This window comes from Vibrio sp. 1978, from assembly GCF_033344345.1.
This window is the reverse complement of record NZ_JAWPOP010000018.1, coordinates 70420-85594: the sequence shown is the minus strand read 5'-3', so window position 1 is coordinate 85594 and position 15175 is coordinate 70420. Positions and strand designations below refer to the sequence as shown.

Annotated in this window: 13 protein-coding genes; 6 read left to right on the top strand and 7 right to left on the bottom strand. The window is 47.6% G+C overall.

Going from position 1 to position 15175, the window contains the following annotated elements; translation table 11 throughout:
- Positions 1 to 79: 79 nt before the first annotated feature.
- The 3 genes from R8N49_RS17320 to doeA form a co-directional block, all read right to left on the bottom strand.
- Positions 80 to 559, bottom strand: coding sequence for an Lrp/AsnC family transcriptional regulator (locus tag R8N49_RS17320; RefSeq protein ID WP_054576150.1), 480 nt, complete (start codon positions 557 to 559; stop codon positions 80 to 82).
- A gap of 124 nt (positions 560 to 683) precedes the next feature.
- Positions 684 to 1691, bottom strand: a complete 1008-nt coding sequence (doeB, locus tag R8N49_RS17315) for a N(2)-acetyl-L-2,4-diaminobutanoate deacetylase DoeB (protein ID WP_169628778.1) — start codon at positions 1689 to 1691, stop codon at positions 684 to 686.
- 54 nt (positions 1692 to 1745) lie between these two features.
- Positions 1746 to 2933 (bottom strand): ectoine hydrolase DoeA, encoded by a 1188-nt coding sequence (gene doeA, locus R8N49_RS17310; RefSeq protein WP_005373780.1) that lies wholly within the window; start codon positions 2931 to 2933, stop codon positions 1746 to 1748.
- Between the two features lie 271 nt (positions 2934 to 3204).
- Between doeA and R8N49_RS17305 the strand changes: the two genes are divergently transcribed.
- Positions 3205 to 4638 carry a PLP-dependent aminotransferase family protein gene (locus R8N49_RS17305; RefSeq protein WP_171345905.1) on the top strand — a complete coding sequence of 478 codons (1434 nt, stop codon included), beginning with the start codon at positions 3205 to 3207 and terminating at the stop codon, positions 4636 to 4638.
- Between the two features lie 20 nt (positions 4639 to 4658).
- On the opposite strand, the gene R8N49_RS17300 is transcribed toward R8N49_RS17305, so the two are convergent.
- Positions 4659 to 5681 (bottom strand): helix-turn-helix domain-containing protein, encoded by a 1023-nt coding sequence (locus tag R8N49_RS17300; RefSeq protein ID WP_170890203.1) that lies wholly within the window; start codon positions 5679 to 5681, stop codon positions 4659 to 4661.
- A gap of 131 nt (positions 5682 to 5812) precedes the next feature.
- Between R8N49_RS17300 and R8N49_RS17295 the strand changes: the two genes are divergently transcribed.
- Genes R8N49_RS17295 through R8N49_RS17285 form a run of 3 tightly spaced genes read left to right on the top strand, consistent with a single transcriptional unit; the run spans position 5813 to position 8190 of the window.
- Entirely contained in the window at positions 5813 to 6574 is a 762-nt protein-coding gene (locus R8N49_RS17295; RefSeq protein ID WP_258489124.1) for an SDR family NAD(P)-dependent oxidoreductase, read from the top strand.
- Positions 6575 to 6614: 40 nt separating this feature from the next.
- Positions 6615 to 7127: a 2,4'-dihydroxyacetophenone dioxygenase family protein gene (locus R8N49_RS17290; RefSeq protein WP_064376198.1), complete on the top strand. Its 513-nt coding sequence runs from the start codon at positions 6615 to 6617 to the stop codon at positions 7125 to 7127.
- 4 nt (positions 7128 to 7131) lie between these two features.
- The gene (locus tag R8N49_RS17285) at positions 7132 to 8190 is read left to right on the top strand and encodes a zinc-binding dehydrogenase (RefSeq protein ID WP_170893100.1); all 1059 of its coding nucleotides are present in this window, start codon (positions 7132 to 7134) and stop codon (positions 8188 to 8190) included.
- An 83-nt stretch (positions 8191 to 8273) separates the two neighbouring features.
- On the opposite strand, the gene R8N49_RS17280 is transcribed toward R8N49_RS17285, so the two are convergent.
- Both R8N49_RS17280 and grxB read right to left on the bottom strand, forming a co-directional pair.
- Positions 8274 to 9398, bottom strand: coding sequence for an alkene reductase (locus tag R8N49_RS17280; protein WP_213891500.1), 1125 nt, complete (start codon positions 9396 to 9398; stop codon positions 8274 to 8276).
- A 10-nt stretch (positions 9399 to 9408) separates the two neighbouring features.
- The gene (gene grxB / locus R8N49_RS17275) at positions 9409 to 10038 is read right to left on the bottom strand and encodes a glutaredoxin 2 (RefSeq protein WP_213891498.1); all 630 of its coding nucleotides are present in this window, start codon (positions 10036 to 10038) and stop codon (positions 9409 to 9411) included.
- A gap of 198 nt (positions 10039 to 10236) precedes the next feature.
- On the opposite strand from grxB, the gene R8N49_RS17270 reads away from it, so the two are divergent.
- Positions 10237 to 11172, top strand: a complete 936-nt coding sequence (locus tag R8N49_RS17270; RefSeq protein ID WP_138940061.1) for a LysR family transcriptional regulator — start codon at positions 10237 to 10239, stop codon at positions 11170 to 11172.
- Here the strand turns inward: R8N49_RS17270 and R8N49_RS17265 are convergent.
- Positions 11125 to 12036: a LysR family transcriptional regulator gene (locus R8N49_RS17265; RefSeq protein ID WP_213910121.1), complete on the bottom strand. Its 912-nt coding sequence runs from the start codon at positions 12034 to 12036 to the stop codon at positions 11125 to 11127. The genes R8N49_RS17270 and R8N49_RS17265 overlap by 48 nt on opposite strands.
- Positions 12037 to 12256: 220 nt before the next feature.
- Between R8N49_RS17265 and R8N49_RS17260 the strand changes: the two genes are divergently transcribed.
- The gene (locus R8N49_RS17260; RefSeq protein WP_062854892.1) at positions 12257 to 15136 is read left to right on the top strand and encodes an MGH1-like glycoside hydrolase domain-containing protein; all 2880 of its coding nucleotides are present in this window, start codon (positions 12257 to 12259) and stop codon (positions 15134 to 15136) included.
- The last annotated feature ends 39 nt before the right edge of the window (positions 15137 to 15175 follow it).

Genomic DNA, 15175 nt, shown 5'->3' with positions numbered 1-15175 from the left:
TTTAAAACGTCAGAACTTTCTTTTTAGTGCCGTTAAATATGGTGTTTTTTCTGTTCACGTCTGATGCGCATTTTCCCTTTTATAACAAAGCGTTTTGGTTTACTTCGAATGTGCCCGCATCACGTTTGATTGTTTTTGTCACAATGTAAGTAAAGTAGCGCTCAATGCCCACATCTGAGTCTAACCAGTTGTCGATAAGCCGCTGATATTGGTCGATATCTTCTGACTGAATTTTAAGGATGTAATCGACACCACCGCCCGTGGCATAGCAATCAGTGACTTCTGGTGAATGTTGAACCAGTTGCTCGAAGCGTTTGAACGCTTGGGCGTTGTGTTCTTTGAGCGTAACTTCAACCATAACCGACGTTCGTTTGAACAAAATATCGGTATTTACTCTTGCTCCGTAGCCTTCAATGATGCCTGCTTCTTCCAGTTTTTTGACGCGCTCCCAGCAAGGGCTCACGGATAGGTTGATGGCCTCGGCAAGGTGAGATTTGGTGATACGACCATTATCATGAAGTATTTGTAGAATTTTTACGTCGTAGCGATCGAGGCGCATAATGAGTCTCCCTGTAGAATACTAATCATTTCATGAAAGGCTGATGACTGGTCGCTGTTATAAGGTGCTTTCCAGTTTGCTTCTGGTATGCCATTTGTTTTGATTTCTTTAGTTGGCTTTTCAATCAGCCTATCTCGCCGCAGTCTTCGGCTATAACTGCGATAGTGTCACCGATATTCACCATAGCAGGAAAACGACGCGCCGCGAAAATACCATTGCGCTGTGACTTGTACTCAACGGGGGCGGTACCTGTGCGCTCGGTCGAGAAGATTCTCACTAATACATCGCCCTTTTTGACGGTATCGCCAAGATCACATAAGTATTCTGTGATGCCGTGGTGTTGGCTTTGCACATAACAACTTGCATCAGGCATATCTAATAACTTAGTTGGTTGGGTTGGTTGTTCGTAGTCACCGGGCAAGTTGCCTGAGAAGCGCAAGAAGTTGCGAATGCCACGGTCGGAATAAGCGATGGTTTCTGGAGTGCTGGTTCCGCCTCCTCTTAGTTCGGTGGTAACAAAGATTTTTCCCTGAGACTCCACGGCAGTGTCATACAGGCTGGTGGCGTCCATTTCGAGCAAGATCATGGTGTAAGGTGCGCCAAACAGTTTTGCACCTAATATGCAGGCTTCTTCTTGATCGAGATTGTCGAGACGATGGGCAGCGGCGAACGGCACGATATCTAACGTTTTACCACCTGAGTGAATGTCTAACGCAAAATCGCACTTAGGAACTAGGTAACGAGTAAAATAATCCGCAATTTTCTCGGTCACTGTGCCTATGGGGTTGCCGGGAAAGCTGCGATTTAAATTCCCTTTATCGATAAACGACGTACGTGAGGCATTTTGTACCGCAGGTAAGTTCATCATGGGTACAATAATGACACGACCTTGGATTTGATCTGCCTGAAGCGAGTTCGTCAATTTTAGCAGGCTGGTGATGCCTTCGTATTCGTCTCCGTGATTACCGCCAGTAAGCAGTGCGGTTGGTCCGTGACCATTTTTGATCACGGTGATAGGTATCATAATACTGCCCCAAGCGGAGTCGTCATGTGAATAGGGCAGCGTTAAGAAGCCGTGCTGTACACCTTCTCGGTCAAAGTCTATGGTGGCTGTGATCGAGCTTTTTTGCATATCAAGTCCTTTTAGTTCTCAGACCTGGCTCAACAGAGCTTAAGGTTTGAAAAATTAGTGTTTAACAAATAAGTGGCGTGGAAAATCACACAATGTTTTTGCTCCATCATGGGTAATGACGATACTTTCCGTTGTTTCTAACCCCCAATCTTTGAACCACAGCCCCGGCATAAAATGGAATGTCATACCTTCTCTCAAGATGGTTTTATCGGTGTCTCGCAAACTCATGGTTCGTTCCCCCCAATCTGGCGGGTAGCTCAAACCTATTGGATAGCCACAACGGGCGCCTTCGCGTGAGAATCCCGCTTTATCGAGAACCTGGTTTAGTGCATTGGCGATGTCGGCGCAGGTATTTCCGGGCTTTGCCACTTTCAAGCCCGCTTCAAGTCCTAGAGTTAGGGCTTCGTCGGCTCGTTTAAACTTGTCGTCAGGCTCGCCAAGAAAAATAGTGCGTGAGAGTGGGCAATGGTAACGGCGGTGCGCCCCTGCGATTTCAAAAAACGTCCCTTCGCCTTTCTTGAAGGGTCTGTCATCCCAAGTCAGGTGAGGTGCGGAAGCATCAGAACCTGATGGCAAAAGCGGCACAATCGCGGTGTAATCGCCAAAGTGGTCTTCATGCCCGAGCACGGCTTGGCGGTTAATCTCGGCAACAAGGTGGTGTTTCGGTAATCCTGGTTCAATCATGTCGAACGCGACACGGTGCATATTTTCAACAATGCGAGCGGCACGGTACATGTACGCCAGTTCTTGATCGGATTTAACGGCGCGGCACCAGTTGACTAGTCCAGTTGCATCGAGAAGTTGAGCATTCGGTAGGTGCGTAGTGAGTGATTCGTAAGCGGTGGCGCTAAAGTAATAGTTATCTTTTTCTACGCCGATGCGACCACGATCCCAAAGGCGCGGAGCCAGTACGGCTTCGACCAGGAAATCCATCGGGTGTAACGGCGGATTCATTACATAATGGTCTGGATAGTAGGTGATGTTTTCTGCCGACATATACGCAGTCCTGTATGCTCCGTTGGCATCTTGGCAGCGTCCAAACCAAACGGGTTCATCAGATGGACCAACAACGACACATTGTGGCACGTAAAAAGACCACCCATCATAGCCTGTCAGCCACGCCATGTTAGAAGGGTCATGAATGATAAGGACATCCAATTCTCTTTCTTCCATCGATTGCCGAACTTTCGTTAACCGATCCTGGAACTCATCCAGTGTAAAATGCAAAGCAACGCCTCTCATATTTTCTCCTTGTTAGAAATCCGACGCCTTATGGGCCTTCGGAGACGCTGAGGTATTTCTACCTTCTACCAGCTAGCCAGATCTGCGTTAAAAATGATTGCAATTTACCTCTGGGGTTGTATTTGGATTAAACGATGCTGTTTAACATGTTTGTTTAACCCATACATTTCATGTCAATCATTACAATTGTGGTTTATTTTTGTGCATTTCACCTCGTTTTGTGAGTTAAAGTTCGCCATTTGTTAAATGGAAGTTACAATGAGCATTAAAAATGAATCAATTAAAATATTGTGTCATGACAATTTCTTTGAACCCGATCATTCGGCCAGGCACCGCTAAATACATCTCCATTGGTAACTATCTTGTCGAATGTGTCCGCAGTGGTTATCTAAAACCGGGGACTCGATTACCCACACATCGTGAGTTTGCAGAACAAGTTGGCGTCAGCGTACAAACGGTGAGCCATGCATATGGTTATGCAGAGAAAAAAGGGGCGATCGAGTCTTGGGTTGGGAATGGTACTTTTGTCAAATCAGGTTTTGTGGATGAAAGTACGGACACGGAGTTCATGCTGACACAAGAGATGAAAGAAACGCCGGATGAAATTGATATGTCGATTGCACATCCGGTGGTGACCGATCGCCACATTACGCTTTTTAATCAGGCGTTAATGGAGATTGCTGGGCAAACAAACAATCGTGGTTTGATCAGTAAAGCAAAGCCGGTAACAGGTCAGCCTCATCATATTGAGTCAGGAGCACGATTTCTAAGTAGCCAAGGGCTGGATGTGGGTGCCGATCAAATATTACTCACAAATGGTGCATGCCATGGTTTAACGTTGGCTTTAAGCACAGTTGTTGAACACGGTGATTTAGTTGCTTGTGGTCACTTGGTTGATCATGGCTTGATCTCTCGCTCGAGAATGCTTGGATTTAAGTTGCAACCACTTGAAATGGATGAGTTTGGTATAACGCCGGATGCATTTGAATGGGCATGTAAACACAAACCAATCAAGGTATTGTGTTGCACACCGAGCATGGCTAACCCGACTAGTGCGCATATGGATATTGAACGCCGAGAGGCGATAGCGAATATTGCGCAGAAATACGACATCTATGTCATTGAAGATGACGTGTATGGAGCACTAGAACCTAACCGTGTCCCACCCCTTGCCACATTGTTACCCGAACAAGCTTTCTATGTCACCAGTTTAACCAAAGTTGTAGCGCCAGGCATGCGCACTGGCTATCTGACGGTCCCACGTCATTTTTTGCAGCACGCGATTGGTCGTTTAGCGGCAACGAGTTGGTCTGCGACTCCATTACCATTTGAAGTCGCTCATTTGTGGATCGAAAACGGTACGTTAAATCGACTTATTCGCTTTCAAGTCAATGAGTTTGCTAAGCGACAGCGAATAGCAAAAGCCGCTTTAGAAGGGCATGTTTATAGCTCGCACCCGAATGGACAACACATTTGGTTGAGACTACCCGAGCAGTGGAATAGCGATGACCTGGTTGCTTCGGCAAAGCGTTCAGGGGTGCAGATCACTGGATATAAACCGTTTGTTCTCGATACAAATCAGCCAATGCCTTACGTGCGAATCAGCTTGGGAGCAGAAACAAACCGAGGCTACATCAAACACGGGTTATCTGTGATTGCTGAAATTCTCGATACCAACCCTCCCACCTCACATTTTTTGGTTTGAGCGATAGGTTATTTATGCTTTTATCTGATGGACTTAAACGTTTGTAACTGAGTTTTTTCTTGTCGCCATTGCCTCGGCGATTTCCCCGTCCAACGGCGAAAGTGGCGGCTGAAGACCGCAGTTTCTGCATAGCCCAGTTGCAACGCGATATCGGTAATACTCTGAATATTCTCATGCAATCGCTGTTCGGCGAAATCCTGACGCACTTGTTGTAAAAGCTGCCGATAATTTGTGCCCTGTTGTTTCAGCTTGTTTTGCAGCATTCTCGGATGCAGGTCCAATGCTCTTGCAACGCGCTCAACGCTGCATTCTCCGGTTGAGAGCAGACGGCCAATCATATTTGCCGCTTGGTCACTGAGATTATTAGGGTAACGGGTCTGCAGCTCTTTGAGGTGTTGCTGAAAATGGCGCTCTAGTGCGTCTTCATCTTGGTGGTTCTTAGCGTTAAGTAGACTCGCTTTAAGTAGGATACCGTCAAACTTATCACCGAAACGCAGTTTGTTCTGCTGGGCAAATGCGCTCTGTTCTGCCTCGAAGCTGGCGTGTTGGTTGAGGTGTAAAGAGAAGTGGCTCGCTTCAATATCAAGTAAGCTCGTAACAAACATGGCTAAGTGCGACACACTCAACTGCATCAACTGCGCGATACCGCGTTCGCTGTGCACATCAATATTGAGCGACAACCGTACCCAATCATCTTGTGGCGTCATGTTGAGAGTGACTCCTGACGAATGCAGATAGAGAAAATCATTCACCCGCACCAAGGCTTCACCGACCGTTTCTGCGCGGGAAACCAACATCGGCAAATCACCTAAACTTTGCAGGTTTTGGCGCTCGGCGAGCAACGCACCAAACAGCGGTTGCTTACAACGAGCAGCCGCTTCCTCCAGCAATTCCGCCAACCTAGGGTAGGCGAGATACGTATCGGGATTGCGAAACTGCGCAGCAGACAGCCCGACGGCAGCCATAATCTCAACCGGATTCTGCCCTAGTTCGGAAACCAAGCTATCAAATTTATCGGCAGCGCCACTTCGTACGATATACATGTCTCGATTTTTAAGTGTTAACAGGTTGTAAATCGCAATGTATCAAATTTACTTCGCAAAAGGTCAAGTGAGTGTCAACGAGTTGATCTAAGTTACATTTTGATAACAAAAACACATAGACGAGAAGCCGTATGGAACTTATCAATAAAACCGCGATTGTCACCGGCGCTGCAGGTGGAATTGGCCAAGCCATTATTCACAAACTGCTGGAACAAGGCGCGAAAGTACTTGCTGTCGATATTTCAGAACAATCATTGCAAATGTACACAAGTTTTGACCCAAAGCAGTTGGGAACCTTTGTCGCGGACGTCACCGATTACCAACAAGTTGAAGCTATGGTGAAGTGCGCGGTTGAACAGTTTGGCTCGCTTGACATCATGGTCAACAACGCAGGCATTGGCGCGCCGAAACCTCTGCTTGACCACGACCCAATTGCCGATTTTGAGCCGATCTCTAAGGTCAACCAAAATGGCGTTTACTACGGCATTCTTGCCTCTGGAAGACAATTCCAAGCTCAAGGCACGCCGGGCGTAATTCTTAATACATCGTCGGTTTATGCGCAAATGGCGTCTGAAATGACCTTTACCTACAACGTCAGTAAAGCCGCAGTCGATATGATGACCAAATGCGCCGCATTAGAACTCGCACCATTGGGTATTCGTGTTTGCGCTGTCGCTCCGGGACGCGTTGATACTCCGATGTTAAGGCAATACGAAGAGATTGGCCTGTGGGACCACATCCGCAAAGAACAGATGCGTCAAAACTTCACACAACCAGAAGAGATTGCTGATGTGGTGGCGTTTCTGGTCAGCGAGAAAGCCAACTGTATCAACGGTTGTACCATCAGCGCATCTGACGGTTTCGAGAATTTTAAGTACCCACTTATGGGATAGGCGAGTACGCCACATTACAGCAATAGCGAGGATGTAAGTTATGTCATTACCAGAAGTTATTCAGCACCAAGATTTCTTATTAACTCTTAATACCAATGAAGAGTCGATCATCAAAGACGCGCTACCGGGTGTGGATGTTTACCCATTGTTTCTTGATCCAGAAAACGGTACGTGGGTGATTCGCGCCAAATTCAAACCGGGCGTGACTTTACCTAAGCACTTCCATACTGGTGTGGTGCATTTCTATACACTGAGTGGCGCTTGGCACTACATTGAATACCCAGACCAAGTCCAAACCGCTGGTAGTTATTTGTATGAGCCAGGTGGTTCGATTCATACCTTTCACTGTCCAGAAGAGTCGGGTGGTGCTGATGGCTTTATGGTGATCCAAGGTGCGAACATTAACTTTGACGAAGAGGGTAACTTCATCAACATTATGGATGCAGGTTGGATTGAGCAAGTGGTGGTTGCCGCTGCCAAAGCGCAAGGCTTCACTGCGCGCTATATCAAACCGGGTGCGATTGCTGGCCTAAGCGATGAGCTAGCGGAGTAACCCCATGCAACAGATGAACAGTATTGTAATGCAGGATGGCCGAGTCCGCCTGCAGCAAGTCGAAATCCCTCAACCCGAAGCGGGACAAGTGTTGGTTCGCAGCCTTGCCTGTGGCATTTGTGGCTCCGACCTTCACATTACTCGACACGCGGATGAGGTATTTGATGTATTCCACCAGCTCGGGTTGATACCTGATGAATCCGGTGAGCACGCTCAAGTGATGTTAGGGCACGAGTTCTGTGCGGAAATTGTCGAATACGGTGCCGGTACGCAGCAAACGTTGTCCGTTGGTAGCCGAGTCACCTCTGTGCCGATGTTGCTCAGTCAAAATGGCGCAGGCGTTGGTGTTACTCCGGGTACTTATGGTGCTTACTCTGAGTACTTCCTGCTTGATGAAGCGTTATTGCTGCCTGTCCCAGACGAAATGCCGTCTGAGGCGGCGGCGTTAACCGAGCCGCTGGCGGTCGGTTTGCACGCGGTCAATCGCAGTGAAATCGAAACGGAAGAAACCGCGCTGGTTGTCGGTTGCGGCCCTATAGGGCTGGCGGTGATTGCTGCACTGAAACAACGTGGCGTGAGCAATATTCTTGCGGTCGATCTTCAGGAAGAGAAACTGCAACTTGCTAGTGAGTTTGGCGCAAATCGATTGATCAACCCGACCAAGGAAGACGAGATCGCCGTTGGTGAGCAGTACGCGATGAACTCACGTCTGGTCATTTATGAGTGTGTGGGCAAGCATACCTTGATTGACGATTTTCTGCGCCGTGCTCCTGCCCGAGCGCGAATCGTCATCTCGGGTATCCATACTACACCTGCAATCATCAACTACGCGTACGCGACGGTAAAAGAGCTCGACTTGAGATTCTCTTACTACTACCAACCGCACGAGTTTGAGCAATGCCTACAAGCGATTGCCGAACATAAGTTGCCTTGGCAGAAAATGCTCACCGCCAAAGTGGGAATCGATGGTGTCGAAGACGCATTTACAAAGTTAATGACGCCAAATGATCACATCAAAGTCGTTATCGAACCTTGGCGCAGCGGCGCGTTAGAAGTGATTTAACTCTTAGCCAGATTAAGCTAGCTAAAACCAATTTTAGTTTGGTGACAGCCCCAACCGTAGCAGCTAGGTTGGGGCTTTTTTTGTTAGGCCTGTTCTGCGCATTCCTGTTGCAGAGCAGGGTAATCGGTGTAGCCTCGTTCGTTTCCGCCAAACAACGTGGAGCCATCGAGTTCTGCCAACGGATGGTGATGTTGCAAGCGAGAGACTAAGTCTGGGTTTGCTACGAATGGCCGTCCGAATGCGACAAGATCCGCGTAGCCTTTCTCTAATACTTCGTTTGCTCGTTGAGGATCGTAGCGACCGGCAACAATAATAGCGTTGCGAAAGCGCTTTCTAAGTTCGATTCGAAACGTCTCAGGAATCGTTGGTGCATCGGCCCAATCGGCCTCGGACAAGTGCAAGTAGGCAATGTCGCGCTCCTGTAGCTGTTTTGATGCCTCTAGGATCGTTTGCACGATATCTGGGCAGTCCATATCTTTAAACGTAATGAATGGTGCCAATCTCACTCCAACTCGATGCGCACCAACAGCGGCGATAACTGCATCCACCACTTCGATAAGAAAACGGATACGATTTTCTCGTGAACCGCCGTAGTTGTCTGTTCGATGGTTTGAGTTGGTTCTTAAGAACTGATCGATCAGATACCCATTCCCGCCGTGGATTTCTACACCATCAAAACCCGATTCAATAGCGCGTTTGGCTGCGTTCGCGAAATCACCGACAACTCGGTTGATATCCGCTTGTGTCATGGCGCGTGGCTCAACACAATCGACCATATTGCCGTTGCCTTGTTCATCTGCAATCCAAACTTGCGTCTCTACCGGAGCGAGCGCAGATGGCGCGATAGGCTGTTCACCATTTTGGAATGTTGGGTGAGACACTCTGCCCACATGCCATAGCTGACAAAACATCGCTGCGCCTTGTGATTTGACCGCTTGGGTCACACCCTGCCAGCCCGCCACTTGCGTATCGGTGTAAACGCCAGGGGTGAACGAATAGCCTTGAGAATCGTCCGAAATTTGTGTGGCTTCGGAAATGATCAGCCCGGCAGAAGCGCGTTGTTGATAATACGTTGCCATCATCTCATTCGGGATGTTGCCCGGCTGAGTGGTGCGTGCGCGAGTCATTGGTGCCATGACAATGCGGTTTTGTAGTGACAACGCTTTTAGTTGAGCTGGTTCAAACAGCTTATTTGTTCTTTGTTGCATGTTGCGCTCCTTAGATAAGTACTGGCACGTTGGTCGCTTTCCGAGCGGTTGCCATCCAGTGAAGTACGGCTGGATCCCATTGCACTTCGGGCGCACTGAAAAAACCGCGTAGAATGGAAAACATAATGGCTTGATCAACCAGTGACGTTTGCTTTTCTGAACTTAGGTTGAGCAAGGGTTTAGTTTGTTCTATCAAAGCGGCGACTTCTTTCGCAATCGCTGGTGTATCGTTAATCAAGGCTTCAAAATTTAACGCTTCGGTTTCTTTTTTTGCACGCCATGCTTGTTTAGCGCTTTCTGTTGCAAATTCCGGTAACGTCATGTTTGACCAACGCGGATACCCGACTTTTTGTAGCGGTAAAAACGCTTGTTTTTGCCAGTCTAAAACCGGTGCTGAGGGTTGGCTGCTTTCATTGGAAGATGCCAATTCAAGGAAGTAGTTGATGATGTCTAAGCTTTCCGCCATCGCTTCACCATCGTCTTTGATCAAAAGAGGAACTTGTTTTGCGCCGATGATGTTTGTGGTGGTGCTCTCGTCGTCATAAGCAATGTTGATGACGTCGAGCTGAATATTCAGTATGCCTGCAACAAAACGGACGCGGGCGCTAAAGGGGCAATGTTCATAAATGTACAGTTTCATTTTTTGTTTCCTATCTCTGGCTGGGCAGGGCGTGTTGTTGTGCGTTGAACAGCGTTACGGCGTTTAACTTTGCCCTGTCACATAACGTTCTGGGTCTAAACAATGTTGATAGGGTCAGTATATGGATTCGACTTAATTTGATAATTGGGTTATATCTGAATTGATTATTCAGTTTTTCCAAATAATAAGGGCGCGAAGGTGGATAAGTTTTCGGATATGACGTTGTTTGTCAGCATCGTTAAACATCAAGGTCTGGCAGCGGCGGGAAGGGAGTTGGGTTTGTCTCCGGCGACGGTAACGGCAAGGCTGCAAGCGATAGAAGAACGCTATGGCGTAAAGCTGCTCAACCGAAGCACACGCCACGTATCACTTACGGACGCAGGGGCAATGTACCATCAAGCTTGTCTGAACATCATTGATAGCGTGAAAGAGACGGAAAACTTGCTGCAAACGGGTATTTCGCAAGTGCGCGGAACGTTGAAAATTTCAGCTCCACGAGATATTGGCAAACAAATTATTTCGCCGATGGTGTCGGCTTTTTCTGAGCAATATCCGGATGTGACGCCTTATCTTTACCTTAATGACAATTTATCGAACTTGGCTGAATCGGGGCTCGATTTAGTGATTCGTTACGGTGAGTTAGCGGACAGTAATCTCATTTCGCGCAGGCTGGCGTCGAGTCAACGCGTGCTGTGCGCGTCACCTGATTATTTGGCGAAGCAAGGTGTCCCAAACTGTCCACAAGATCTCGCGGATCATCGCTGCTTAGCCATGGTGCGCAGCAATGAAGAATTAAAAACGTGGCACTTTAAAGATGAAGAGTCTCACCAAACGATCACGGTCACGCCAAAGCGCTTTTCTGATGATGGTGAAGTGATTCGACAATGGGCGTTGGAGGGGGCGGGGATTGCGTTGAAATCGATTTTAGATATTCAGCAAGACCTCAAACAGCAACGTTTAGTAACGGTTTTGGATGGGTATATGAAAAACTTCAGCGCCTTCTCGCAAGGCGCTGAAGCGGATCTGCATGTCATTTATCAAAGCCGTCAATATCAACCGAAAAGAGTTCGCCTGTTTTTGGACTTTCTAGTTGAGCAATTTAGCGCGCTGAGTGATGCCAGCAATCAGATCTAGATGCGATTCAGAGGTTTCTCGGCGGTGGCGATAAATCCCGACGGTGCCAGGGTTTGGTTCGTTTTCCATAGTTAAGCATCGTAAGCCAAAGGATTCCAAATACGGTTGCAGATGGCGGGTATAAGACATCACCGCGACGCTTTCTTTCAGTACATCAATACTGGCGAGCAGAGAATCCACTTCGTAAGTCGGTCTGTCATCCAGTTGCTGCCTTTCGCGTTCATTTTGTTTCGGGATTGGGTTGTCGATGACGTGAGCGAATTTCTTAGCGTCATAAGTGACCGAAAGAGCGGGGTATTCGTGCAGCATCTCTTCGGTGACGGTTTTCCCTAGAAGTGGGTGGCTTGGGGAAACAAAATAGGCATCAACCGTTTGAAATAGTGGAATAAACGTAACATCGCATTTAGACGACAAGCCGACAATCTCGTGACCGATGAAGAATTCAATCTGTTCGCTGATTAATGAATCCATCAAGCCTAAGTGGTTGCCAAATTCGACGTGCGTAGATGCCGATGGCTGCTTGGTCAGATGTTCATTGAGTGCTTGTTTGACGAATAGCGGCCACCACGCATCGCCAGTGCCCATTTTAATTTTTCCGACTTGGTACTGTTTCCGTTCATCAATGCTTTGCATCATTTGGTTGTATTCATGCTGCATCGCGTTGCTATGGCGATAGAGGATGCGTCCGTATTCGGTCAACACCATGCCATTAGGATGACGTTCAAACAGCGTCACGCCGAGATTCTCTTCCAGCTTCTTTAAATTGCTTGTTACCGTTGGCTGGCTTAACCCTGCCATTCTTGCCGCAGCGCTGATGCTTTGGCAGCGTGCAACCAGTAAAAATTGCTGCAGAGATTTGTCCATTTTCTTTCCCCTTTAAGAACGAGGGGTATTTTGCACAATTTCATTTATAAATCACAAATCTGGAATCTCATTTGATTGAAATTATGCGCATTTCATAGATCTACATCACTGTTGGGGTCTGACGTATAGATGTTATCTATAGCTCGCTCCTGACTTCCTATTTTCCCCTCAAAAGGGTGTTCTTTAGACTGTCGCCAAAACAACAATCTAAGGGATGAACATGAAACCGAGTTTTATTGCGCTTGCCGTCGCGTCTTGTATTGGTCTTGCTGGGTGTGGGTCAGATTCTTCTGATGCGCCTGTGCCGGTCGACAAACCAATTATTTCAGCCGACTTATATTTACGTGGTTTAAATGGGGATTGGGGCACGGCAGAGCATGCCAAGCTAAACTATTTGGGTAATAACGAGTACGAAACCGTACTGCGCGTCGCTCGAGGTAGCAATCAGTTCAAGATTGCTGATCCGGGTTGGCAGATCCAATACACCTATTTTGAGGAGCCCGCGGCGTTCGATAAAGCTCAAGAGTACCTGCCAAAACCAGACACGAATGAAGCGTGTATGAACGATGATTGCAACTCTGAGATCACGTTTGAAGACAAAGGGTATTACAAGTTTTCTGTGAGCTTTGCCGATGAAAGTCGTGCGACAATGACTGTGACGAAAGCAACGCAAGAAGAAGCGGAAAAATACTACTCTGATGCGATTCTCGACCCTGCAATGGTGCATGAAGGGCATCAGAATAAAGAAGTGAAACTGTTCGCCAATTACGATGACTCGAGTGATACCGTGATTTTCTCGGTGAAAGATCCTAAAGCTGAGCTGCGTGAATTTGGTATTTCAACGACGACAGAATTGCGTGATGCGCTCGACCAGGGCTTAGTGATTAATGAACAAACAGGGCCGCGAGTGGTGTCGGGCGATGTCGCGTTTGATGCGTTGTTTGCGTTGACGATGAAAGAGCTAGACCAGCTTGCCGTTTCTGAAATCAAAGACGGCAATTACAACTACAACAACCCAATCAAAGCGGAAGTTTTTGAGACGGGCGCGAAGTGGCATTACGTATGGACGCGTGATTTGGCGTACGCAGCAGACCTTTCGCTTGCATTGATGAATCCAACTCGCGTGCAAAATGGTTTGAATTTCAAATTGTCCGCTTTCCGCGATACGACCGATCAGCAATACGATGGCGAGCAGATTGTGCAAGATACGGGCACGGGCGGTAGCTGGCCAATTAGTACCGACCGCACGACTTGGGCGCTTGGTGCAGAACGCTTACTTTCGGCATTGGATGGAGAAGAGTACAACCAGTTTGCCGAGCGCGCTTACAAAGCGATCAGTAATACACTTGAAGCCGATCGCCTGGCGGCTTTTGATGCGAAATCTGGTTTATACACTGGTGAGCAATCATTCCTTGATTGGCGTGAGCAAACGTATTCAACGTGGACGCCAAACGATGTCAATGCGATTGGTAGCAGCAAAGCGTTATCGACAAACGTGGTTCACTACCGCGCGATTCAGCTCGCGGCTAAGTTGGCAGAGAAGTACGACTCAACCAACGCGGTCAAATACACTGAATGGGCTGCTCAGTTAAAAAACGCTATCAACGAGCAGTTTTGGAATGCCGAACGCGGTATGTACGTAAGCTATTTGTTTGATAATGGCAAAGACATCGCGGTCGACAAATACGACATGTTGGGCGAAGCACTTGCGATCATCAGTGGTGTGGCAAGTGATGCGCAGGCGAAACAAATCATGGCCAATTACCCACACAGTGAGTTTGGCGTGCCGGTTTATTTCCCTCAACAACCAGACGTGCCTGTGTACCATAACCGCGCAATTTGGCCATTTGTTACCGCGTACAGCTTGCGTGCCGCGCATCAAACACAAAACGTGGCAGCAGCGAACAATGCCATTCAATCGTTGGTTCGTGGTACGGCAACCAATTTATCCAACATGGAAAACTTAGAGTGGCTTTCTGGTAAGTCATTCATCATCCATAGTGATCATGGCGAAGATCCGAGCTTGGATGGCCCAGTGATTAACTCTCAGCGTCAGCTTTGGTCTGTGGGTGGCTACTTGAACATGGTGGTAGAGACCCTATTCGGCATCCATACCGAAACGGGTAAGTTGGAAGTGAAGCCATTTATCACAAGTTGGGTGCGCAATAACTTGTTGGCTCAGTCTGAACAAATCAAGTTGGAAAACTTTGCCTTCAAAGGAAAGAACTACTCGGTAACCATTGATTTGCCTGAAGTAAGCAAAGATGAAACGGGCTACTACCCAGTTGAAAATGTCACGATGGACGAAGAGGGGCATTTCCACGTGACACTGGGTGCGCTTGTGAATGTAGATAGCAGCATTACTTTGGTTTCTGGTGTGAAACCGTATGTGAGTGAAGACAGTCGCGTTTATTCTCCGCAAGAGCCAACATTGGTGGTAAAAAGCGTTGATAATTCGGTTTCGATTGACGTGACGAGCAAGTACAACGTGAACTTGTATCGCAATGGCGAGCTGATTCAAAAGAACGTGATTGCTCAATCTTATTCCGATACGCCAACAGGTTTTGCTTGTTATTTGGCTGAAAGCATTAACGATAAAGGCTTCCGTTCTAACCCAAGCCAGCCAGTTTGTGTCGGTGAAGAGATCCGCATCAAACTTGATGGCGAATATCAGCCACTCAAAGACAATGTCTCAGTGGTTACGGTGGGCAAAGACAGCGGCGTCGTAAAAGGTGCAGAGTCGTTTACAGCTCCTGTAACGGGCACTTACCAGTTCGATGCTTGGTACAACAATAACCTAGGGCAACTTAATACTGGTATCACGAACACCGTGAAATTGTTAGAGGTATTGGATGATGCAGGTAAAGTGGTTGGCCAAGGTTACTTGCAGATGGGCCATATTGGTGAAAACCAAGGTATGCGTTACTCGACGCCAATTGAAGTAGCGTTGGAGCAGGGGAAAACCTATCAGATCGCGCTGAAGGACCACTTCAATATGAGTTACCTCACATCGAATGAAACCTACATCTACGCTGGTGGTATTGAGGGTGAAAAGAACGAAGCGCAAATCGCAGATATTCGAATCACACCTTTAATGTAGGCTGTTTTAACAAAGCTGTGTTATAAAAAACTGTGTTCT

Excerpts from the sequence above, each read along its gene's own strand:
- R8N49_RS17295 (WP_258489124.1), top strand. The coding sequence starts at position 5,813 with ATGGAACTTATCAATAAAACCGCGATTGTCACCGGCGCTGCAGGTGGA.
- R8N49_RS17260 (WP_062854892.1), top strand. The coding sequence starts at position 12,257 with ATGAAACCGAGTTTTATTGCGCTTGCCGTCGCGTCTTGTATTGGTCTT.
- R8N49_RS17305 (WP_171345905.1), top strand. The coding sequence starts at position 3,205 with ATGAATCAATTAAAATATTGTGTCATGACAATTTCTTTGAACCCGATC.
- R8N49_RS17285 (WP_170893100.1), top strand. The coding sequence starts at position 7,132 with ATGCAACAGATGAACAGTATTGTAATGCAGGATGGCCGAGTCCGCCTG.
- doeA (WP_005373780.1), bottom strand. The coding sequence starts at position 2,933 with ATGAGAGGCGTTGCTTTGCATTTTACACTGGATGAGTTCCAGGATCGG.
- R8N49_RS17290 (WP_064376198.1), top strand. The coding sequence starts at position 6,615 with ATGTCATTACCAGAAGTTATTCAGCACCAAGATTTCTTATTAACTCTT.
- R8N49_RS17300 (WP_170890203.1), bottom strand. The coding sequence starts at position 5,681 with ATGTATATCGTACGAAGTGGCGCTGCCGATAAATTTGATAGCTTGGTT.
- R8N49_RS17265 (WP_213910121.1), bottom strand. The coding sequence starts at position 12,036 with ATGGACAAATCTCTGCAGCAATTTTTACTGGTTGCACGCTGCCAAAGC.
- doeB (WP_169628778.1), bottom strand. The coding sequence starts at position 1,691 with ATGCAAAAAAGCTCGATCACAGCCACCATAGACTTTGACCGAGAAGGT.
- R8N49_RS17320 (WP_054576150.1), bottom strand. The coding sequence starts at position 559 with ATGCGCCTCGATCGCTACGACGTAAAAATTCTACAAATACTTCATGAT.
- grxB (WP_213891498.1), bottom strand. The coding sequence starts at position 10,038 with ATGAAACTGTACATTTATGAACATTGCCCCTTTAGCGCCCGCGTCCGT.
- R8N49_RS17280 (WP_213891500.1), bottom strand. The coding sequence starts at position 9,398 with ATGCAACAAAGAACAAATAAGCTGTTTGAACCAGCTCAACTAAAAGCG.